General features: G+C 29.4%; 27 protein-coding genes and 1 pseudogene. 4 read left to right on the top strand and 24 right to left on the bottom strand.

Going from position 1 to position 22,722, the window contains the following annotated elements:
- Nucleotide 1 precedes the first annotated feature (1 nt).
- From CM240_RS15490 to CM240_RS15505, 4 genes are all read right to left on the bottom strand, one after another.
- Entirely contained in the window at nt 2-1,267 is a 1,266-nt protein-coding gene (locus tag CM240_RS15490) for a sensor histidine kinase (protein ID WP_044040401.1), read from the bottom strand.
- Nucleotides 1,260-1,940 carry a response regulator transcription factor gene (locus CM240_RS15495; RefSeq protein ID WP_044040402.1) on the bottom strand — a complete coding sequence of 227 codons (681 nt, stop codon included), beginning with the start codon at nt 1,938-1,940 and terminating at the stop codon, nt 1,260-1,262. Before CM240_RS15495 ends, CM240_RS15490 begins: the two co-directional genes overlap by 8 nt.
- A complete protein-coding gene (locus tag CM240_RS15500) occupies nt 1,933-2,469 on the bottom strand; it encodes a DUF4342 domain-containing protein (RefSeq protein ID WP_044040403.1) in 537 nt (178 codons plus the stop codon). The genes CM240_RS15495 and CM240_RS15500 overlap by 8 nt, the downstream gene beginning before the upstream one ends.
- A 112-nt stretch (nt 2,470-2,581) precedes the next feature.
- The gene (locus CM240_RS15505) at nt 2,582-3,091 is read right to left on the bottom strand and encodes a DUF4342 domain-containing protein (RefSeq protein WP_044040404.1); all 510 of its coding nucleotides are present in this window, start codon (nt 3,089-3,091) and stop codon (nt 2,582-2,584) included.
- 217 nt (nt 3,092-3,308) lie between these two features.
- On the opposite strand from CM240_RS15505, the gene CM240_RS18065 reads away from it, so the two are divergent.
- Both CM240_RS18065 and CM240_RS18070 read left to right on the top strand, forming a co-directional pair.
- Entirely contained in the window at nt 3,309-3,617 is a 309-nt protein-coding gene (locus CM240_RS18065; RefSeq protein ID WP_044040405.1) for a nucleotidyltransferase family protein, read from the top strand.
- A pseudogene (locus tag CM240_RS18070) lies at nt 3,610-3,995 on the top strand (HEPN domain-containing protein). The gene CM240_RS18065 and the pseudogene CM240_RS18070 overlap by 8 nt, the downstream one beginning before the upstream one ends.
- Nucleotides 3,996-4,200: 205 nt before the next feature.
- Here CM240_RS18070 and CM240_RS15520 read toward each other — a convergent pair.
- The 5 genes from CM240_RS15520 to CM240_RS15540 form a co-directional block, all read right to left on the bottom strand.
- Complete coding sequence (locus CM240_RS15520; RefSeq protein WP_044040406.1) at nt 4,201-4,809, bottom strand: hypothetical protein; 609 nt, start codon at nt 4,807-4,809, stop codon at nt 4,201-4,203.
- Nucleotides 4,810-5,218: 409 nt separating this feature from the next.
- Nucleotides 5,219-5,821, bottom strand: a complete 603-nt coding sequence (locus tag CM240_RS15525; RefSeq protein WP_242838508.1) for a class I SAM-dependent methyltransferase — start codon at nt 5,819-5,821, stop codon at nt 5,219-5,221.
- Between the two features lie 90 nt (nt 5,822-5,911).
- A complete protein-coding gene (locus CM240_RS15530) occupies nt 5,912-7,570 on the bottom strand; it encodes a pectate lyase family protein (RefSeq protein ID WP_197537947.1) in 1,659 nt (552 codons plus the stop codon).
- Nucleotides 7,542-7,940, bottom strand: a complete 399-nt coding sequence (locus CM240_RS17810; RefSeq protein ID WP_044040410.1) for a hypothetical protein — start codon at nt 7,938-7,940, stop codon at nt 7,542-7,544. Before CM240_RS17810 ends, CM240_RS15530 begins: the two co-directional genes overlap by 29 nt.
- A 178-nt stretch (nt 7,941-8,118) precedes the next feature.
- Nucleotides 8,119-9,462 (bottom strand): MATE family efflux transporter, encoded by a 1,344-nt coding sequence (locus CM240_RS15540; protein ID WP_044040411.1) that lies wholly within the window; start codon nt 9,460-9,462, stop codon nt 8,119-8,121.
- 401 nt (nt 9,463-9,863) lie between these two features.
- Here CM240_RS15540 and CM240_RS15545 point away from each other — a divergent pair, with 401 nt between their 5' ends.
- Nucleotides 9,864-10,763, top strand: a complete 900-nt coding sequence (locus tag CM240_RS15545; protein ID WP_242838509.1) for a CHASE3 domain-containing protein — start codon at nt 9,864-9,866, stop codon at nt 10,761-10,763.
- A gap of 101 nt (nt 10,764-10,864) precedes the next feature.
- On the opposite strand, the gene CM240_RS15550 is transcribed toward CM240_RS15545, so the two are convergent.
- The 9 genes from CM240_RS15550 to CM240_RS15585 all read right to left on the bottom strand — a co-directional run bounded on the left by CM240_RS15550 (nt 10,865) and on the right by CM240_RS15585 (nt 16,830).
- Nucleotides 10,865-12,547: a metallophosphoesterase family protein gene (locus CM240_RS15550; protein WP_044040412.1), complete on the bottom strand. Its 1,683-nt coding sequence runs from the start codon at nt 12,545-12,547 to the stop codon at nt 10,865-10,867.
- An 89-nt stretch (nt 12,548-12,636) separates the two neighbouring features.
- Nucleotides 12,637-13,170 carry a dihydrofolate reductase family protein gene (locus CM240_RS15555; RefSeq protein WP_044040413.1) on the bottom strand — a complete coding sequence of 178 codons (534 nt, stop codon included), beginning with the start codon at nt 13,168-13,170 and terminating at the stop codon, nt 12,637-12,639.
- 181 nt (nt 13,171-13,351) lie between these two features.
- Complete coding sequence (locus tag CM240_RS15560) at nt 13,352-14,011, bottom strand: hypothetical protein (RefSeq protein ID WP_044040415.1); 660 nt, start codon at nt 14,009-14,011, stop codon at nt 13,352-13,354.
- Nucleotides 13,995-14,336 (bottom strand): PadR family transcriptional regulator, encoded by a 342-nt coding sequence (locus CM240_RS15565; RefSeq protein ID WP_044040417.1) that lies wholly within the window; start codon nt 14,334-14,336, stop codon nt 13,995-13,997. Before CM240_RS15565 ends, CM240_RS15560 begins: the two co-directional genes overlap by 17 nt.
- A 213-nt stretch (nt 14,337-14,549) precedes the next feature.
- On the bottom strand, nt 14,550-14,897 hold the full coding sequence (locus tag CM240_RS15570; protein ID WP_044040418.1) for a cupin domain-containing protein: 348 nt from the start codon (nt 14,895-14,897) through the stop codon (nt 14,550-14,552).
- 20 nt (nt 14,898-14,917) lie between these two features.
- Complete coding sequence (locus tag CM240_RS15575) at nt 14,918-15,217, bottom strand: ketopantoate reductase C-terminal domain-containing protein (protein WP_162148698.1); 300 nt, start codon at nt 15,215-15,217, stop codon at nt 14,918-14,920.
- 233 nt (nt 15,218-15,450) lie between these two features.
- Complete coding sequence (locus tag CM240_RS15580) at nt 15,451-16,269, bottom strand: phosphotransferase (RefSeq protein WP_044040421.1); 819 nt, start codon at nt 16,267-16,269, stop codon at nt 15,451-15,453.
- A 43-nt stretch (nt 16,270-16,312) separates the two neighbouring features.
- Nucleotides 16,313-16,474, bottom strand: a complete 162-nt coding sequence (locus CM240_RS18230) for a tyrosine-protein phosphatase (protein WP_423219478.1) — start codon at nt 16,472-16,474, stop codon at nt 16,313-16,315.
- Nucleotides 16,475-16,578: 104 nt separating this feature from the next.
- A complete protein-coding gene (locus tag CM240_RS15585) occupies nt 16,579-16,830 on the bottom strand; it encodes a dihydroxyacetone kinase (RefSeq protein WP_044040422.1) in 252 nt (83 codons plus the stop codon).
- Nucleotides 16,831-17,000: 170 nt separating this feature from the next.
- On the opposite strand from CM240_RS15585, the gene CM240_RS15590 reads away from it, so the two are divergent.
- Nucleotides 17,001-17,549 carry a GNAT family N-acetyltransferase gene (locus CM240_RS15590; protein WP_044040423.1) on the top strand — a complete coding sequence of 183 codons (549 nt, stop codon included), beginning with the start codon at nt 17,001-17,003 and terminating at the stop codon, nt 17,547-17,549.
- Between the two features lie 91 nt (nt 17,550-17,640).
- Here the strand turns inward: CM240_RS15590 and CM240_RS15595 are convergent, their stop codons facing one another.
- The 6 genes from CM240_RS15595 to CM240_RS15620 are packed head-to-tail and all read right to left on the bottom strand — an operon-like array spanning nt 17,641 to nt 22,720.
- Nucleotides 17,641-18,468 carry an ABC transporter ATP-binding protein gene (locus tag CM240_RS15595; RefSeq protein ID WP_044040425.1) on the bottom strand — a complete coding sequence of 276 codons (828 nt, stop codon included), beginning with the start codon at nt 18,466-18,468 and terminating at the stop codon, nt 17,641-17,643.
- A gap of 1 nt (nt 18,469) precedes the next feature.
- Nucleotides 18,470-19,258, bottom strand: coding sequence for an ABC transporter permease (locus CM240_RS15600; RefSeq protein WP_044040426.1), 789 nt, complete (start codon nt 19,256-19,258; stop codon nt 18,470-18,472).
- Entirely contained in the window at nt 19,255-20,271 is a 1,017-nt protein-coding gene (locus CM240_RS15605) for an ABC transporter substrate-binding protein (protein WP_044040427.1), read from the bottom strand. Before CM240_RS15605 ends, CM240_RS15600 begins: the two co-directional genes overlap by 4 nt.
- Nucleotides 20,272-20,295: 24 nt before the next feature.
- On the bottom strand, nt 20,296-20,637 hold the full coding sequence (locus CM240_RS15610; protein WP_044040429.1) for a P-II family nitrogen regulator: 342 nt from the start codon (nt 20,635-20,637) through the stop codon (nt 20,296-20,298).
- Nucleotides 20,638-20,656: 19 nt separating this feature from the next.
- A complete protein-coding gene (locus CM240_RS15615) occupies nt 20,657-20,983 on the bottom strand; it encodes a P-II family nitrogen regulator (RefSeq protein ID WP_051483899.1) in 327 nt (108 codons plus the stop codon).
- 15 nt (nt 20,984-20,998) lie between these two features.
- A complete protein-coding gene (locus CM240_RS15620) occupies nt 20,999-22,720 on the bottom strand; it encodes an allophanate hydrolase (protein WP_044040432.1) in 1,722 nt (573 codons plus the stop codon).
- Between the last annotated feature and the right edge of the window lie 2 nt (nt 22,721-22,722).

Genomic DNA, 22,722 nt, shown 5'->3' on the forward strand with positions numbered 1-22,722 from the left:
ATTACTCCCTCTCCTTTGATAACATTGGTAAATATACAGTGATTCTAGTTCCAATATCTTTTCTACTAAGTACAGAAAAATATCCATTATGATTATCTATAATCCACTTAGCGATAGATAATCCAAGACCAGTACCTCCCTCTTTTCTATCTCTCACAGTATCCGCTCTATAAAATCGTTCAAATATGTGTGTTACCTCTTCTTCTTCCATACCTATACCATTGTCCTGTACTGCAAAATAAGGTTCTCCTTTTTCATTAATACCTGTCTTTAATTTTATTACTTCCCCTTTTCCTGTATACTTCATAGCATTCTCTATTAATATACGAATTGTCTGCTTAAGAAAAGCTTCATCACCATAAACTTCAATGTTTTCTGAATTTTCATAAGTATAAATATGATTTTTATCAATCATTTTAGATTCTTCTACTACTTCCTGTATCATATTATTTAATATGAACTTTTTATAGCTAAGCTTAGTTTTTCCATTAGCTCCCCTAGCTAAAAACAATAATTGTTCCACCAAGTTTTTCATATTTTCCGCTTCACTTTTTATTGCATTAATAGATTCATCGAGGACCTTTTCATCTTCTTTTCCCCATCGGTCTAGCATATTTGCATATCCCTGTATTACAGATATTGGAGTTCTCAATTCATGAGAAGCATCCGAAACGAATCTTGCTTGTTGTCTATAAGATTCTCTCATTCTATCAAGTAAATTGTTTATAGCAACTTCCAATCCGTGTAATTCGCTATCTCCAGTGCTTATTTTCTCATTTGATACTACAGGACTTATTTTAGAAATAGCTTCTTCTAAACTTTGTACCTTTTCTTCATTAAAAGCCAACTCACTAAGCCTACTTGCTGTTTCCGCAATATCATCAAGAGGCTTAAGCTTTTTTCTTATTTTGCTTGTACCAAAAATAATTTCATAAATTATTAATATTCCTTGAAAACCTATAATCTTAATAAATATTTGTTTTAATATTAATAAAAAACTACTAATATCCTTTACCATAGTTTTTCCATCATCCCAAGTAACAGTATATGTAGCTGTCTCTATAGGAAAAAAATCAGTCACTCTTTCTGCATTCGATATAAATTCACCATAATAGTTCACTTCTTGTATTTTTAAATAATAGCCTACTATAACAATTAGTATAAATATATCTATTATAAGAAATTTTGCAAATAGCTTTCTTACAAAACTAGAATTTAGTTTTATAGCAATAGATGTTACTTTCTTTTTAGGGTTTTCTTTATTCATCCTTTATTACATACCCCACACCACGCACTGTATGTATCATTTTTTTATTAAATACATCATCTATTTTTGCTCTTAGATACCTTATATAAACATCTATTACATTTGTCTCACCAAAATAATCATATCCACAAACTTTTTCCATCAACACATCTCTCGTCAAAACTATATTCTTATTTTCTATTAATGTTTGCAATAAATCAAACTCTCTTTTTGTTAATTCTATCTCATTATCTCTAAAGGTTACCTTATGTCTACTTTTATCTAATAATAAATCCCCACAAGCGATTACATCCTTCTTCTCTTCCTTAACTACAACTTTTCTCTTAAGTGCTGTTCTTATCCTCGCTAATAATTCCTCTATAGCAAAAGGTTTCGTTATATAATCATCAGCACCAGCGTCTAGACCTGAAACTTTATCCATTACAGCATCTCTCGCAGTCAACATTATAACTGGCAACTCTGAAAACTTCCTTATTCTACGCAAAACCTCTAGTCCATTAATTTCTGGTATCATTATATCAAGAAGCACTAAATCAATATTGTCATTTTCCACTATTTCTAGCCCATCTCGTCCATTATTTGATTTTACTACTTCATACCCTTCATGAACCAATTCTAACTCAGTAAATCTTGCAATCTTCTCCTCATCTTCAATTATTAAAATTTTAGTCATTTTTCTTTCCTTTCTTTAATAAATTCTTTATTTCCTTTGCATACTTTGATATCTCATTAAAAACATTATTAACTTTATCTGTTTTAACATCTTTACTTGCTATTGAAAAATCTATTTCAAAAAAAAGTGCCACTATATATAAAATTACAAGTGTTCCAAAACTGAATAACATAAGTAATATGATTGCTGTCATAGGAAGTTTAAGTATTAACTTTTCTCTTTTCTTTATTACAAGAAAAGTGTTGTTACATTTATCTATAACATCACATATAAATTCAAATATTCCATTAGACCTTCTTTTAATATTACTTTCTTCTATTTTTTCATCATCATGATTCTTTTCTTCACTTATATTACTGTTGTTTGTAAAATATACGCTTACAGAAGGTGCTTCTATTTTCTTTTTTTCTTCTAAAAACACCATTGCATCAAGAATATCCCAATTGGACTTCTCTAATGCTTCCTTTGCTTCCTCATAGCTAATATTAGTTTTATCTTTAAGCTTCTCTACAATCGAAAAATCATCCATTTTCGCTCCTCCGAGACATTTTTTAATATTTACTATCACTTCAATTATATTATATCCATTAAGTAGAAAAAAGGCTATTATCATGCTAATAGCCTTTCATTAGTTAAAATTATCAATTTTTATATCCTTCATTAAAATTATTTTTAATGCTATCAGCAGCTTCTGATGCTTTATTAAAGACATTATTTACTTCATTGCATTTAATATCTTTTCCTTTAATTGAGTACTTATATCCTGAGAATAATCCAATTATAAGAAGTATCATCACAGGCCAAAATGCAAGTATCAGTAATACTGTAGATATTGTAATAGATATCTTTATAGGTTCCTTACCTTCTTTATTTATATGGAAGTAATTTACATTACCTTTTCTAATTATCTTACCTATAAATTTAAATATTCTTCCTAGAAGTCTCCCTAACCCATCATGTCCTTCATTTTCCTTGTGTACCTCTGGCACACATACTACAGCTTTACTTTCCTCTTTTTCTATTTTCTCTCTTTCTAAATAAATTATCGCATCTAGCATATCCCAATTACATTTTTCTAATGCTTCCTCTGCTTTTTCATAAGACACATTAGCCTTATTCATTAACTTTTCAATCATTTCTTTTCTTTCCATTTAAATCATCTCCATTTATTTACTATAGTTCTATAATAGTCTGATAAAATTAATAGAAATTATAAGAAAGATTAAAATTAGATTAATTTTAAATATTAATATAGATGCATCAACTTATTATTTTTTACTAAACTAATTATATTAAATGTCTCATAAAGTTATGTTATAATTACTTTATTATAAATTATTAAGATCAATTATATTTAAAGGAGAAAATATGATTCCATTTATTGAGGAAATAGAAGATATTAAAAATCAATTAATTAAACTCTATAATCCAAGTAAAATAATACTTTTCGGATCATGTGCTAAAGGAATTGCAAAAAAAGATAGCGATATTGATTTATGTGTAATAGGCGACTATGATAATAAAAAAAATAGACTAATGGATATGCTTATAAATATAGAATCTTATAGAGATATTGATTTTATATTATATAGAGAAACTGAATGGATTAAATATATTCAAGATACAGCAACTTTTGCATCATTAATAAATAGAGAAGGAGTAGTACTATATGGTTGATACACTAAAACATAAAGAGTGGTTTGAAATTGGCAATAAAGATCTACAAGGAGCTAAAATTTTATTTGAGCATGGTGCAGATTTTGGACTCGTGCTATTCCACCTACAACAATGTGTAGAAAATATTTAAAAGGATTTTTAATATATAAGACAGGTGTGCTACAAGGTGGCAATAGCTTAATAAAATTATGTAAAAAAGCTAATGAGTATCATAAAGAGTTTCGAAAATATATCAAGGATTGTGCATTTCTGAATGAGTACTATATTGAAACAAGATATCCTGCTAAAGATCCTTTAATTGCAACAAAAGAAGATGTTGAAGATGGGTTGAATTTTACTATTGAAATTGTAAGATTTATTGATAAAATCACCAATTAATAGAATATACCTTTTTAAGGTGTATTTTTCATGTATTTTACTATTCATTAGTTATCATCAAAGGGCTGTCGCATTAACAAATAAAAACTTGCTGCGAAGCCCATTCTTTTAATTCTCAATCACTATTAATTTCCCCGGATAATGAATTTATATAATTCATTATGCAACATCCCTATTTACACTTTATCTACATTAATATCACCTTTTATTTACATTGAAAGAAAATACTTGCCAAAGTAGCATTAACAAAATCATTGGTCACGTAGGAGTTATCTCCAAATAGTAATCCATAGTCACCATAAAATCTGTTAAGCATCAAGATAATATAGTAATTTATTGGGCTAATTTCTATATATGCACTAAATAAAGGAAGAATAGCATTGGAATTAGATATAACATAAGATAATGTTGGAACTACTGCGTTATTTACGTTATTTATCTCATAAGTATTTGATAAAACACTTTTAATAAATTCATCTGCATTATTATCATCATGTATTTTTATCTCACTAAAATTTGTTATGTTTCCTTTTTGAAATTCATTTATATATGCCCCTATAAAAAAAAGATAAGGCTCTATTTGTAGACATCCACCATGTATATTATTAAAAGTAAGTGGTTCTGCGGGATTATAAGTCTTCCCAATATCTCCATTGTCATTAAAGCAAAGGAAAAAATAAAGTCTATTAGTATTTCTATATATAACATGTCCATCACTTACTAAAGGATTAACATTTCCTAAAAACTCTGCACAAGGAGGTAACTTGAAATCCTGAAACTTACATGAACAATGCTTCTTTTTCTTCTTTTTCAATATTACCTCCTTATATTAAATATATAATTTCTCATCAATATAATAATATTCATAAAATGGATATCTTAACTCAGTATTTATTATTTTATTGATCTAACATAATTATTTTTTCTGCAATTTCATTTCCCATGGGTCACACTTATTAGACATCCTAAAAATTAATAAAGTTGCATACTAATTAAAAAAATACGTGACGTAAATATTGATTTATAAATTTCAATATTACGTCACGTACAACTATTATTTCTTAAAAGTTGTTCTTTTAAATAAATTCCCTTTCAATTTGTTTATAGGATTTATTTTCAAATGTTTAAAAGTATACCAACCAATAATCCAATCTTTCTTCTCATTAAATTCCCATTCCCTTAAATACACATTTTTATCTATATAATTTACCATATAACTAACTTTATTTTCTTACTATATAATCTATGGCTCCTTGTCTTATCATTTCACCATTATATATTCTCTCATATATCCTATTTTCTTTATATATAATAGTCATATCATTAAAATATTCTTTTACTTCATCATCGTCAAAATATGAATGTATTACTTTATTACCTCCTTCTTCTTGTATGTATTCTCCATCACCAATTTTTTTGCCTTCACCGTATCTGAAATCTTCTTTTGATAAAAAATTTATATAACATAACCCATCATCTATCATTACTCTTTTAATCTCATTAATAGCAATTTTTATATCCTTCTTCGTCATATGAAATATAGAACCAAAGGAATATATATATGGAATCTCACAATCATTAAATGGAAGTTTTCGCATATCACCTTTAATTATATTTAAATTCATATTATTTTCCTTTTCAAAAGCTTTAGAAAGAGCGATTTGGTTATCATCCATTTCAATACCTATTGTTTTATATCCTTCAGTATAAAAAATACCAAGTGGAGGCATACTTCCCCCCGCTCCACAATCTACTACTATTTTTTCTAAATTACGTTCATTACAATAATAAAGAAATTTATATATTGCTGTTTGCCTATATACCATGTTCATTCCTCCTTTATTAAAATTCTAACATTTTTTAGAAATTAAAAATAGGTTGAGCATATTTTGATGATATGCTCAACCTATTTTCTCTTAATATTTTGTTTTCATCCAATTTTCATTACTTAAATTTAATTGTCCTGCACCTGCTCCATTTTCTCCAGTTAACTTTTCTTTTAATGTAGATGGATCATCCATTTTGTATTCATAAGGTAAAGAGGACATATTATTCCATGAAAACTCTTTTACTTCTGCTGGTTCTGGTGATAATGGACTATCTTTTTCTGTACTATCACCTCTAAAGGAAATATCTCCATATTCATATATAGTATCAATAGCCTCTATTTTTCCTGTGTAGTCTGAATCAGATGCATCTTTTTGATTATTTCTTATTGGAGATGCTACTCCTAATATAGCACTCTTTTCTAATAATACTGCACCATTTTCTGTTGAAATTGCACCATTACTAGTTATACCGAACTTATACCCTTTAGACTTAAGTGCTGATGAAATTTTTGATGGTATTAATTTTTTAAGATTATTTGCATTTTCTGAGTCCATAACTATATTATATACATGAGCGTTACCACCTCTAAGTCTTGGCATACGATCTTGAGAATCTTTATAATAATTATGATGTAATGTTAATTCTAAATCCTCATTATCTTCTGCCATTTCAGTAGCTCCAATTAAATGAGTTTTCTTTTGTGGAGATGCTACTTTCATTATTTCATCTTTAGTTAATCCTTGCTCTCTTATAGCAGCATACATAGGATACTCTGATTTATTAGCTTCTAATTCATCAAACATAGCTTCCATAAATTCTGGATTTGAATCACCAGACAAGAATTTAGACCATGAAATTGTTACTCCCGTAGTCCCTTTCTTAGAATCTACTACACCGTCATAAGCCTTACCAAAAGTACAATGATCTATCCAAACATTAGTACATTGCTCTAGTGTTAAGTAATCCCAATCATTCTCATCGTAATTACCTTTAGTAGCTTCATCCCACTCCCAAAGCTCATCGAATTCTATATTTCTTATTACTACATTCTTTGATCTTTTTATAGTAATTCCACCATGAGTTAACTTTGCTCCATTTTTAGAATATATAGTAAGTCCATCAAATCCGTCTACTACGATTTCACTTACTCCAGTCTCCTTTAATATTGGATGAGTTAATGCCTCTGCATTTTCTTTAAAAGGTGCTACCTTAGCTTCATCCGGTATCACATTCCATCCTAAATCTATATCATTAGCAATCTCAATTACTTTTACAGTGGACTTTTTCTTTAATGCTTGTCCAAGTTCAGTTGCATTAGTGACTTTTTTATAATAAGGGCTACTTTCATCTATAACTCCGCCCCCCTCATTTTCTCCACCAAAGCCTGTTAATGAATAGCTACTTAATTCTGTCACTGATGTACTTGGTGTATCTATTGATTCATTATTATCAGTAGTTGGTTCATCTGTTGTTGATCCATTTTCAGAATCGACGTTATTAGAATAACTACTACCAGTAACAACGACATTATCATAACTTACATTTACTTTACTAGAAAGCAATGCTACGGCACCTTTTGTTAATGAAGTATCTTCACTTTCTATTATGATTTCATCATCTATATATACTTTAATAGTACTTCCTTTAAGTTTTAATTTAACATTATATAATTTATCAGCTTTTATTGAAGTAGAAATTTTTTCTATAGTAGTTGATTTACCATTTACTTTTTTTTCTAAGTTCAACAATTCCACCATTTTTGCTACTTAAACTTACTGCATAATAATTGTTTTGATCAGTATAACGACCACATAACATAGCTCTATTTGACCCATTAAAATCTTCAACTTTAATATCTGCTTCTACAGTATAATCAGTCCAGTTTTCATCTCCCCTTGTTGCTATTGCTTCCTTCTTAAGATCTGATTGATTATATACTTTACTGTCATCAGTTTTTATTGACCAATTTCCATTTCTAGTTGTCCAATTTGAACTACCATTCTCAAAATTTTCACTAAAATAATTTTCTGCTGCTTTAGTTACTGAAGGTACTCCTCCTTGAAATAACATTGACGTAGCCACAATACAGCTAACTAAAATTTTTACTCTTTTCATAGATTTTTCTTCCCCTTATCTTTATGATAAAATTTCTAGTAATGATAACAAGTTATAAATCTACTTGTCATATGTTAAATACTAGTACAAGTTAACTATTTTTTGTTTAATTGTCAATATATACGTCGTAAAAAGTACTATTTTTGTCGTAAATGATACTTGATGTTTAATTAATTTCTTATCTTAATATAGGATTATTTACTTCACTCTTGTTTTGCCACCTAAGATAGAAAAAACATATTACTATAGAAACAAGTGTAGAAATCGGTGCTGCAAATCCTAATTCATAAAGAGTTACACCAGATATTTTACTTATTAATAAAGTCAGAGGAATTCTAAAACCAAAAGTAGCTATTAAGCTGTGTATAAGTGAAATTGTAGATTTACCCATACCACTTAAATATCCATTTATACAAAATACAAAACTTACCATAATGCAATCAATTGAAAAAGACATTAAATACTGACTAGATGCTTTAATTACCTCGGGATCATTTGTAAACATAGCTGTTAATGTTTCTGGATAAATTTGCGAATATACTGTTGCTATAATCCCAAAAATCAATGAATATATTATTCCATAACGAAGAACCTTTGCAGTTCTATTCCTTTCTCCAGCCCCTATATTTTGAACTGTCATTGCTGATACTGCAGAGCCAAAAGATGTAGGTGGTAGCATAGCAAAAACAATAATTTTTTCAACAACTCCAACGGCAGCTGAAGCTACCAATCCCATAGTATTTATTACAGCAGTAATAATTAAAAATGATACATTAATCAGAGCATCTTGCAGTGCTAAAGGAAACCCTACCTTTAATATACATTTAGCAGACTCCTTATCTAATCTAAAATCTTTTCTTGTAATTTTAAAGCTAAAACCTCTTTTAATAATATAAAATAAAGCAATTATGAAACTTATTCCTTGCGATGAAGCTGTAGCTATTGCTGCTCCAATAGCATGAAATTTGAATATACCAACTAAAACAACATCAACAATTATATTAATTACGCAAGCTATTAATACGAAATATACTGGTGTCTTAGAATCTCCTAAACCTCTAAATATGGCACTGACTGCATTATAGCCAATTATAAAAGGAATACCTAATGTACAAATAATAATATATTCCTTTGTGTACTTAACTGCTTCCATAGGTGTATGCATTAACGTAATAGCTCCATCAGTTGCTAAAAGCATTAACGGTGTTAGAATTACTGCGATTATTATAAATAAAACAGTTAAAGAACCAATAGCCTTAGCTGCTTCTCCATGTTTTTTTTCTCCTATACGTCTTCCAATCAGTACTGTACCACCCATAGAAATACCTAATATTATACCTGTTATTGTTTGCATTACCTGACTTCCAATAGCCACAGCAGAAACTGATGCAGAATCTGCAAATTGACCTACTACAAATAGATCTGCTGCTCCATACAGAGCTTGCAATAAGCTGGCAAATAAAAATGGTATTGCAAATTTTAATAAAGTTGTACTTATTTTACCTTTTGTTAGATTACTCAAATTTAATCTCCTCCTATAATTGTTTATTGATAAAAATTCCCCAAAGCAAAAAAGCTGGATAAGTTAGTAAGCTTTCACTTACCATCTTATCCAGCGCATAATCGTAAATAATTATAACACCCTCCGATGAACAATAACATTGTACAAGTATCCTTATATTATGTCAATATTTTATAATAAAAATTTAATACACGTCACGTAGATTTTAAAACTTCCACTATCTCCTTTAAATTCTTTAGATAAATTCCTTATAGTTATCATCTTTTCACATCCAATTCTCTTTTAATAACTACAATTTTATCTAAGGATTCTTTAGAATTGCTGATATAAAAATAAAGAAAATATAAAGTTTCCCTTGTACATATTTTGAATACAATATATTAAAGGAAAAGGTGAAGAAAATGAAAAATATTCGAAAACTTATTATATTTTTAATAGGAATCTTTATTATATTTTTGCTTGCAATAAATGCTTATGCAATCTTTACTCATAATTCATTATCTTCTAAAGTTGAAAGCTTATCAGAAACTAAAACAAAAATTTCATCATTAGATTCATTTAAAACAATAATTGTAAATTTAGGAAATAGTCAAAAGTTTTATCTTCTTACTAATGAAGATATCTATAAAGTTAAATATAATGAGTATCTAACATCAGCTTATGACAATTTAGACGACTTAGTAAAATCTAATACTATATCAGAAAATGATAAAACCAATATTATGTCAATGCTAAAAGAATACGATAATATCAATACTTCATTATCTAAATGCCCAATTACCTACCCTTTAACTGATGATATACAAATAAATGTTACAAAATCTAATGAGCTAGAAATAAATATTCTCCATAGCATATCTTCAGCCATTGCTTCGAATACTGATTCCACTGCTAAAAATCATGCTTCTCTTTCAGCTTCTATTAATAGCGAAAAGAGTGTTATTCAGCTATTGACTAGCGTATTTACTGTAAGTATCGGTGGACCTCTCTGTTATGTTTTTAAGAAGTATAAAAATGGTGAACTCAAGCTTAGTGATATTTTAGATGTGCTAAATACAGAAGAAGAAAAGGTTGTTAACTATTCTAATATACTAACTTTTGCCTCAATATTAAATAATCATAATAAAGAAATGAAAAAACAATGGCTTGATGTTCAAAACCTTGTTGAAACATTACAAAACTCAATAGTACAGTTGAAAAATAAGGTCAATGAAGCAAAAATTCCTCTATTTTCAGATACTAATTCAGAAATTATGGATATTGAAATGCAACTTCTTGAAATTAAATTATTAGTAAAATAGCTTCCTGAATATCATGAATTTATAGTAACTCTAACAGATTCACTGATTTCTAATAAAAAGACACAATAAAAAGTCAGCGAAGTGCTGACTTTTTATTGTGTTTATTGAGCAATAGATTCTACTTCACTTATTATATCTCCATGATATAATATTAAATCATTATCACTAAGATTACTTTTTTCCAGTAATGCATCCATAAGATCAGCCAATTTCATAGAGATTAATTTACCTATAGAAATATCTCCATATACCTTAGAATCTAAAAAGCTTCTAATATATTCTTTTTTCATTGCCATTCCAACAATACCGAGTTTTTTCTTATGGTTATTTATTATTTCTAATATTGCGTTAGGTATTACTACCCCTTCTGCAATTATACTTCTTACTAATTTCATTTCATCGGAATATATTTCATCACCATTATAGACTTCCATTAAGCAATATTGTATAACATCCATTAACTTTATATTTTCTGTTACATAAATATTTCTAATCTCTTCTGTTACTGCTATCACGAAATCTTTTATGGCATAGCTTGCAATATATGTGGAATATTCATCAATATTGTACTGTTTTAAATTAGCTTTAATACACTCTACTATCATAGGATTCATACAACCTATTTCAATTAATATATCATTTAAAGCAATTTTTTCTTTTTTAATATTATCTAATAAAATACTTTGAAATAGTGATACTGCCATATCAGGAATTCCATCTTTTAAAAACTTAGTAGCATACTCTCTAAAGTTATCATTTCCTTCGATTTTATCAATAAAATGACTATTTACTTCAATACTATCAACGTCCTTATTTAAAGTTACTATTCTTATTGGAGATGGTGCTGTTGCTAGAGATCCTGTCATTATATCATAAAGAGTATTTCCATGTTCTGTTGTGATAGATGCTATATCTTGTCCATGAAAATGTCCCGTAAACATATATCTCATTCCAGCATCAGCAAATATTTTTGAAACTTCTTCCCACCCCTTAACTAAATATGAAGGGAAAACATCTCCTTGCCCTCTAAAATGTTCTATTATCCCATGATGCATCATTCCAATAACTTCATCACCAGCATCTCTTCCTATTTTTATTTGTTCTACGACCCACTGAACTAAGCCATCTCTAAAATATCCTTCCGTAGCTTGCTCACTTGAATCATCACCATAAGTTCCACTATCAATAGCAATTACTCTATATCCATCATTAAGCTGCGCTACATAAGATAGCGATCCTTCATGAATCGCTATTGCATTGCTATAACCATAATCACTATATATCCTTTTAAAATCTTCAGATAATATAGTATCTACAGTAACTTTTTTATCTTTATTTATATTCTTAGGATCTTCTATAAACATACAAGCTTCTGGATTATTAATATCATGATTTCCATTGATAACAAAAACCTTAATACCTTTTTTCAATAGAATATTAAGTCTCTTCGCTAGCATATTATGAGCTTCCTTCTCAGAATCTTTTGTTAAATCGCCAGTTATTAATACTACCTCTGGCTCTTCTTCAATTATCTTCAACATTGCAGCATCAAGGATCTTTTCACTATCCAATAGCATTTTTCTATCATTACATAAATATTTTCTAAAATTTTCTCCTTGTTTCTTTAATAAAGACTTAGGAAATAAATGTATATCACTAATTATGGCTAACCTTAAACTTTGATTAGTATTTTTCCTATTATAAAAATTCATTGATGGAGTAGTTGTAATTACAGGAGTTTCTGATAATAAATCTGATTGAAATCTCTTTACCATTTGTTCCATAAGCATCTCCTTTAATAATTTACTATTTTCTATAACTCCATAATAAATGATTTTTGTTTCCTTTATGTTTAGTGTCTGTTAAATTTTCATTAAACTCTTCCACATTTTGAATACTTTAATATAACGATGCCATTATCTAAAATATATTGATCTAGATGTAGATTTATTTTTGGGTTATCTTCTAAAAATAAAGGTCTACCTTTACCTAATATAGTAGGAATTATTCCGATAATGTACTGATCAATAACATTCTTCTTTATAAAATTATCAACTAGTACTCCTCCTCCAAAAAGAAAAATATCTTTACCTTCTTTCTTACTCTCTTCTAATATAACATCGCAAATATTATTATTTATAAAATGAATGTTATCATAATCATCAATAGCTTCAGATGTAGCTACATAAATAGTTTTATCTTTGAAATCATCTAAAAATCCTTGGTCATAACACTTTTTGCCCATCACTACTATATCAATTGACTCTAAAAATTCATTATAATCCCACTTATTTTCAGTATCTAAAGATCTATCACCATCTCCTACAATCCAATCAAAGGCACCATCTTCATCTGCTATATATCCATCTATGCTCATAGCTAAATTTAATATTATCTTTCTTGTCATATTTTTGTCCTCTTTCCATTTATTTTTTAGTACTAAAAATATAAATGAAAGATTCTATAGTGTACAGGATAAAATTGTATAATAATATTTCCTTTGCTTATGATGGTATGATTTTTGAAGTGTAAGAGTATTTAAAGAAAAAATGTGTCCCCAGAGGACACATTTTTTATCAATACTATTTCTATTCGCTGTACATGGATAATGCTCTTTCTAAAATAAACGCTATTATCACAACAAAAATTGCAAATATTAGAGAAACATTCACTATAGTGTAATCTAAATAATATGAGCTAATAAAAAAAGCACCTAAAACTATGGCACATATAATCCATGTTTTTATAAACGAAACCTTTTTACTATCATTATTAAAAGCAGTTTTACAAATGTATTTAACAATTAAATTCGCAGAAAGAATTATTATTATCATATTAATAATGTATCCTAAAGTTAGATTTACTTCCCAGTTTCCTTTACCCACTATAAAGTTGCTTATAACTGTTTGAGCTATAGCAATTATCCCCAAAATCCAAATAATCATAAGCGACGTCTCTATAAAATCACCTATTTTTTGTAACTTTGTTTTCTTTGGCATACTTTCTATAATCTCATCACATATTTCTTTATAATTATCACCTATAACTTTTTGTATATCATCTCCACGATTTTGTCCATCAAGAATCATTTCAATTAAATCTTCCCTTACTAATTCTTGATTATATTCTGTCATATCTGAACCTCTGAGATAAACTATCATATTAGTATAAATTTCATCATTGTCTTCATGAATCGCTTCTTCTCTTTTATTATTTTTTTTCATCAATTCCCTACATCGCTTTTTCATTGTTATTATCCCCTTTCAATAATTGATTTACTGCATTATTTAATTCTCTCCAATTACTTTTAAATTGTATTAATGCCTCTATACCATTTGAAGTCAGATTATAATATTTTCTTTTAGGTCCACTATTAGAATCTCTTAAAGTAGAACTGATCATTTCATTTTTCTGTAATCTTAATATTATAGGATATATTGTACCCTCCGATATTTCGCCAAATCCATATTTACTAAGCTTCTCAGATATCTCATATGCATATGTCTCTTGTTTATTAATAATCTCTAGAATACATCCCTCTAACATACCTTTAAGCATTTGTGATGGTATCATTTTATCACCTCCAGCCAAGTATCTTGTATTGCAATATAGATTATATTGTAATGCAAGATACTATATTTGTCAATATTATGTAAAAAAATTAGAGCAGTCAAATGTCTGCTCTAACCATGTATATTTATTTAATAATTACCCAGTTTTATTTTCCCATCAACAATATCTCCACTATTATATTCATACTTTCCAGTATACTATGTATAGTGAGTATTACTTAACTGTCTTTATTCTTTTCCCACCGAAGGCATGTATTGTTCTAGTTCCTGCTTTAACTCTTCCATGATGAGGTGTTCCCTTTGGTACAAAAACTTCATCTCCAGGATTTAAAACATGTTCTTCACCATTGAAAATTTCAATATATTGGCCTGCTACACAAACAGTATACTCATCAAATTCATGTATCTGTTCTTTTGATTCTCTATCAGAATAGCATGTCCAAATAGCCATTTGACTACCATCTTTTCCTTCAAAATAATATCCATCTATATCTTTTGTATTCTGTTGACTACTATCAATATGATTCATTTTACTTTTCATAAAATCAGGAAAATCCTTCATAATATAACCGCCTTAAATCTCTATAACTTTCTATAAATTTCATCTACTACCTTATAATCTATCTTATATCTCTCAGCCATTTCAATTAATGACTTACCGAATATATCTCTTTCATCCTTTCCTTTTTTAGATTCATAATCTCTTTGAAAAGAGGTTCTTGTATCATACGGAAAATTTTTAGCTTTATTATATGATATACTAACTATGTCCTCTGATAATCCAATATTCTTTTTTAATGATACCTTTTTTATAACTTTCATGATACTTAAAACTTTATTACTTAGTTCCTTATCTTCATAAAAAGCTTTGCTATTTGCCACCAAAATAACCACCAACTCCACCTAGACCTATAATAACAATATTCATATAATTCTCCTTTTTACTTTAAAATCATTATATATATTATTGTCTGCTATATAAAATATATCTTACGAAATAGGTGTACCCCTAGTAACACACCTCACTTACCAATGCCTCTCCTATCATATTTAACAACACCCCTATGCTATTTTTTATATGTATAAAACTATCATGTATCTAACTATTAGTTTTATTAATTAATAGCTTTTAATCTTTTTTGTAAATCCACTATAACTACAGCTTTTTCATTATCAGGAGAACTACCACCAAGTTTAGAAAGTAATGCAACTGTAATAAAACTATCTAACAAATTTAAATTTTCTTCACCTATGCCATACTCCTTGATAATAACATCTGTCATTAATTTACTAGAGTCCTTAATTGACTTAGATATATTTTCTGGAATACCTGGTGTCATATGTGCATACTCCATCATTACAATGAAATCCGCAATATCATAATAAGGATGACCATTAAAGCTACTCATCCAATCTATTAATCTAGCTCCATCAGGTGTTTCTATTATATTTCCTGGATTTGGGTCGCCATGACATACACATATTGGTTGAGGTAACGAATTAATTAATCTAATAAGTTTAAAGCGTTCTTCCTGTGTCAAGCCAGATACTCTTTCCAATGAGCGTTTTAATGAATCAACCATAGTATCATCAATACTTCCCTTATAGGAATGTAAAGTTTTTAAAATTGTTGCAGTGCGCTTAACATACTCTATCGCCTCTTCCGTGTCTCCAGAAACAGTACATTCTATCATTCGTTGAAGATAACTTTTACCATTAATTCTCTCCATAATGATTCCTAGTCTTCCATCTTCTTCTATCAACTCATATACTTTAGGAACCGGAAGTCCCGCTGAAAATAAAGTCTTACTTTTGTTATATTCCCAGTTAACAACATCACTATTTACATTATTATAGTAAAGTTTCAATATTTTATCCTTACTAACTTCAAATACCTCACCAGTCCCACCAACTCCCAATAATTTCCCTTTCATTATCCTACCCCTCCATATATCTCTTTCATACCAAATACTAGTATCATAGAATTCCACCTTTTATATAACTTATTAACTTATTTTTTAACTTTCTTATCTCACCATTACTTAACGCAATTTGAGAAAGATAGTCTTCTATTGTGTTATATCTGCTATGAAACATATCTAAAAATTTCTCTATATGCTCTGCTTTAGGTGTAACAATATTAGTTCATCACTACGTAAAAATATATTATTCTTAGCTACAATTCCGCCTAAATACCGTGTATTAAAAGTATTGCTTAATAAAGACTTGTGCATATAGCATACCTATCCTTTAAGACCATTTGCTTGTCTTTCCATATTTTCTATAACAATATCATAAATCTCACCTAATGATGCGCAATATTCAACTACTTTCCAAGGAGTATTTGTGTGGAAATGTATTTTTATTAACTCCTCATCGCCAACTGCAAGTAAGCAATCTCCTTCTATATTTTTTGTTATGTATTCGTTAATATCATCTTCTGAAAGATTTTTACCTTCTATTAATAATTGAGTATCAAATTTGTATTCTATCATTATTATCCTCCTATTTATTACTATTTTTAATTTAATATTACAGCTATTATAACATATTTACTAGATTTTATTCTTTCTATATATCTAATATTATTCATATTAGATTAAATATGGTAAAATGTTTAATACTACTATGTTAATTACAGATGTACATAAGGAGGCTCAGTATAATGGAATTTAAGGCTAAAAAAATCATATTAAAAGATGGTACTGAATGTGTTTTAAGAAGTCCAAATAGAAACGATGCAGCAAAAATGATTGAATATCTTAAAATGACCTCAGGAGAAACACATTTTATGACAAGATACCCCGAAGAGATTACTCTTACTGTTGATCAAGAAGTAAAAATACTTGGAGATCATTTGAATAGCGATACCGATCTCATGATTGCGGCTTTTATTAATGATGACCTTGCTGGTAATGCAGCTATATCTTGTTCTAATAATCTTATAAAACTTAAACATAGAGCAAGTTTTGGTATCTCCATCAAAGAAAAATATTGGAATCTTGGCATTGGTAATATTCTTATAAATGAGATTCTCAACCAAAGTAAATTAATGGGCTATGAACAGGTGGAACTTGGTGTTTTTTCTGACAATTATAAAGCTCAAGCTATATATAAAAAACATGGATTTGAAGAATGGGGCACTATTAAAAATTCATTCAAACTTAAAGATGGAACATATGTCGATGAAATTCTAATGGGTAAAATACTCTAGTTCCTTAATCACTATGTCTTTTGCTGATTTATTTTTAATTGTAGATTAAAACGAAGTGCATAAATAACTTATACACTTCGTTTATTTACATTTATTTGCTATAATTAATCAACCCATTTACCTTATGTTTTAATGCAATAAATTCTTCTGTATCTTTCAATGCTAATGTCCTTTTATAGGTAAGTAGTATCGGTATCTCTTCCTTAATCTTACCTGGTCTTTCTGTTAGTACACAAATTTTGCTTCCTAAAAAAACAGCTTCATCTATATCATGAGTAACAAATACTATAGTAGGCTTTTCTACTTGCCATATTTCTCTCATCAAAAGTTGCATATCTGCTTTTGTCTGTGGATCAAGGGCTCCAAATGGTTCATCCATCAATAGCACTTCTGGACTATTGGCTAATGCTCTTGCAATTGCTACTCTTTGTTTCATTCCACCTGATAACTCTTTTGGGTAGCTTTTTCGGAACTTTTCTAGTTTTATTACAGAAAGGTATTTATCTACTATTTTATCTTGTTCATCTTTTGGCATTTTCTTTAGCTTCAATCCAAATCTTATATTATCCTCAACAGTCATCCAAGGGAATAATGTATAGGATTGAAATACCATACCACGATCTACCCCTGGTCCAATAATATCTTTATCATGTATTACTATATTTCCACTACTTACTTCATCTAAACCACCAATCATTCTTAAAAGAGTAGATTTACCGCAACCTGATGGACCAACGATACATACAAATTCATTACTTAAAATATTCATTGTAACCTTATCCATCGCCAAAGTATCCCCCTTAGCAGAATGATATACCTTCGATACTTCTTTTACGTATATTTTGCTATCGGCAAAGTTCGCTTCAATATGTGAATCTAAAGACGGTAGTAGTGATTTTTTCTTTTTTAATCCGAACATATTATTTTCCTCCCTCTACCCAATAGAATAACTTCTTATTTGCTATTGCAAAAATTCTATCTGTTATAAGTCCTAGTAGACCTATAATTATAATTCCGCTAAATATTGCATCTGTCTTAACAAATCTTTGGGCTTTTAAAATGCTATAACCTAAACTGCTACTAGCCGCTACTAACTCTGCACTTACAAGGTATGTCCACGCCCATCCTATCATCATTCTTAATGTTTCCATTAATCTTGGCATCATTGCAGGAATTAATACCTTGGTTATTGCTGTTTTTGTATCTGTTCCTAAGGTATAGCTAGCATTAATTAGATCATCTGGTACTGACCTTGCATCATCTGCCACCATCAATACGAGCTGAAAAAATGTTCCAATAAAAATTACTGTAATTTTTGCACTTTCACCTATTCCCACCCAAACCATAATAAGTGGTACAAATGCTGGAACTGGCATATATCTTATAAATTCAGATAACGGTCTTACTACAGCCTCTATAGGTTTAAATGTACCTGCTAATATTCCTATAGGTACACCTAAAACAACAGCAATAAAGAATCCAATCATTATTCTATATATACTTATCCCCATATTAGGAAGCAATACTCCGTCTTTTATTGAACTAATAGCATATTTAACTACACTTAATGGTGTTGGTAAAAAAATAGTATCTATAAGTTCTAAACCACTAACTAAAGACCAAATACCTATGATTATTATAAAAGTTAAAATTGAAAAAGTTATATATTTTTTCTTTTCAATTTTACGCCTTATCTTTATACGTATCATTGTTCTTTGCCTCCTTTTATATATTTGTTATTTAAAAGATTTTCTAAATCTTTAGGCTTCCTATCAATCATTCCAACGTCAAGTAAAAACTCTGATGTATCTTCCAACGTATAAATTAGATGATTATAGTCTTTACCATCGGTAAATATTTCTTCATTCATCTCTTTATCATAAATAGTAACACCATCTAACATACTAAGATATTCTTCTTTGCTTATTTCTGCCTTCTCTGCTATTGATTCAATAAATATATCATCTCTACTATTTAATAGTTTTGTACCATCAAACCATGAATCTATAACTCTTTGTACATATTTATTACTACTATTCATAACTCTCTCTGACACTGCTAAGGTATCTGGAATTAAACCAGGAGTTTCCTTCGAACTATAAATTAAATTTCCTCCTGCTGCTGTAGCCATTGAAAGTGTTGGTTCCCATAATACCGCTGCATCAACACCACCAGCAATGAATGCTGGACCTGCATCATTTATTGTCATATTAACAAAGTTAATATCTTTATCAGACATATCAAACTTTTCTAAAGTTTTTAACAAAAACATATGCTCTAAGGTTCCAACTTCTGTAGCAACCGTTTTTCCTTTTAAATCTTTTACGCTTTCTATTCCATCTTTCACCACTAATCCATCTGCTCCATAAGATGTATCTGTAACAAGAACTATATCAAAATTTACTCCTTCATTATATGGTGCTATTGCATCAGAACCAGCAATACATACTGCATCAACTCTTCCAGAATAAAAAGCTGTTAGAGAATCGCTATATACAGGAAAATATTCAATTTTAACACATACACCATTCTCTTCAAAGATTCCAAATTGGTCTATACCATACCAAGCATACCATCCCGCCATAGGGCTTATCCCTAAAACAAAAGGATTCTCCTTTGTTCCCTTTACTATTTTACTCTTACCTCCACATCCTATTAATGTAGGTATCAACGTTATCATTATTAAAATCAGTGACAATACTAATGTAAATCTTTTCTTCATATTTTCACCTCTTATTTCTATAAATTAAACTAATGCCTCTTCTCCCTTTTGTTCAGTTCTTATTCTTATTGCTTCTCTTACTGGTAGTATGAACATTTTTCCATCACCAGCATGATTTGTTTTGTTAGCTTCTATAACTATATCAATAACTTTTTCTACATCTTCATCTCTTATATACATATCCACCATTTTTTTAGCAACTAGCCTATTTCTAGTAATGCCTTCTCCATCTAAATCATAATGAATCGGTGTTCTGCCTCTTCCAACAACATCTTTCACCGTCATAGAGTGAAATCCTCCATCATTTAATGCCTTTTTTGTTTCAAAATACATTTTGGGTCTTATAAACATTATGACTTCCTTCATAATACAACCTCCTTATCTACTATAACTCCCTAACTCCAGTGCTTATTGTAATAGCATCCTCAACATCACTAATAAATACTTTTCCATCTCCATAATTACCTTTTTTATCAATCTTTGCGTTATCTATTATTATCCTTGTTACAACATCTTGATCTTTGTCATCAACTACAATCATGATAAGTTCCTTTGGAAGCTCATCATAATAAACTTCTCCGATTTTTAATCCTTTTTGCTTACCTTTCCCAAGTACCGCCATTCTAGTAGCCGCATTAAACCCTTTTTCTATCAATGCTGACATTATGTCATCTACTTTCTCTGGTCTTACAATCGCTTTTATCATTTTCATAATTCTAACCTCACTTTATCTATTCTTATATTTTTTAAAACTTTCATAGTCTGAAATATCTTCAGATTCTTTTTCTACATACCCTTCACAAATAAATCCCTTCACTATTTCACCACTTTCCAGCTCAATATCTCCTATTCCAAGTGGTGCTGTTATATTAGTTAAGAATTTTCCTAACTTTGATTTTGAAATTCTATATACCTGAACCTCAATAGCCTTTCCATTGTTCTTTACACGAATTAATCCTGGTTTTTCTGGTGCAGTATTCAACTTTATTAGTTTGTAATCTTTACTAGTTTTTGTAGTACCTATAAGCTCTGCATCTAGCTCTATTAATTGACTCTCTAACTCCATATCTTCCATATGAAGGCCACAAACTGCTAACTTCACACTCTCCTTTTCTAAAAATTCCTCCGCTGTTTTAAGAATTAGTCCTTCATCTTTGGCCAATCCAAAAATAGTAATTCCAAAAGGTAATACAGTATCATCTGTATTTTCTGGCACTGCAACAGCACACATGTTCAATAAATTACAATGATTTGTATATTTACCCATAAGCGAATTAGTTTCTATAGGATTTTCTCTTACTTCATCTCTAGTAAATGTACCTCCTACAGTAGGCATTATAATTACAGAATCTTTTAATAAATCTTTTACTATCATCTTATATTGTTGCAATTTATGCATTGCTTCAAATACCTTTACTGCAGTATTTTCGGCCTTACCACCAGATTGGAGTACTTCTTTTGTTACAGGAAACACAGCTCCACTATTACTCTTAACAAAATCGCCAAGATCCTTCCATCTCTCTGCTACCCATGGACCATCATATAAGATTGAAGCTGCTTCTTGAAAGATACTATAATCTATATAATTAATCTCAATCCCTAAAGATACTATTCTTTCTAACGCTTCATACCACTTTACCTTATATATCTCCTTATATTGGCCAAAGAACTCTAAATCTTCTTTTGGTAAGCAGATCTTCTTAGGCATTTTCTTAACTATGTCATCGTATTCTTTTGACCAACAACATTTATTATCAAAACCTCTTGCCACAGAATTTACCACTTCAACTTCTTCTAAATTATTAGCAAATACTGTAACACAATCTAAACTTGCACAAGCAGGTACTACTCCATTAGTAGACCAAGCTCCTAATGATGGCTTATACCCTACTAAAGCATTTAAAGCTGCTGGCACTCTTCCTGATCCGGCAGTATCTGTACCAAGAGCAAAAGCTACTTCCCCTAAAGCCACTGATACTGCTGATCCAGAACTTGAACCGCCGCTAATTAATTCTTCATTTAGAGCATTATGAACTTCACCATAAGGACTTCTTGTCCCAACAAGACCTGTTGCAAACTGATCTAAATTAGTTTTTCCTAAAGGTATAGCTCCAGCATCTATAAGCTTTTTTACTACAAAAGCACTTTCTTTTGCTAAATAACCATACTCTTCACAACCAGCAGTTGTAATTAAACCTTTAACATCAATATTATCTTTTATGGCAAAGGGTATACCCCATAAAGGACATTTTTCTATATCCTTTATGGCAAGATTGTCAATATAAGGCTTTATAAACTCCATTGATGGTTTTGCAATCCATATATTTCTATAATCATTACTTTCTACTCTTCTCATTATTTCCTTTATTAGCTCCATTGGTGTCAGCTTACCTGACTTATAACTATTTCTTATCCATGTTATCGTTAACTTCTTCGGAAAATATTTCATAC

The sequence above is a fragment of the Clostridium bornimense genome, from assembly GCF_000577895.1.
Lineage (GTDB): Bacteria > Bacillota > Clostridia > Clostridiales > Clostridiaceae > Clostridium_AN > Clostridium_AN bornimense.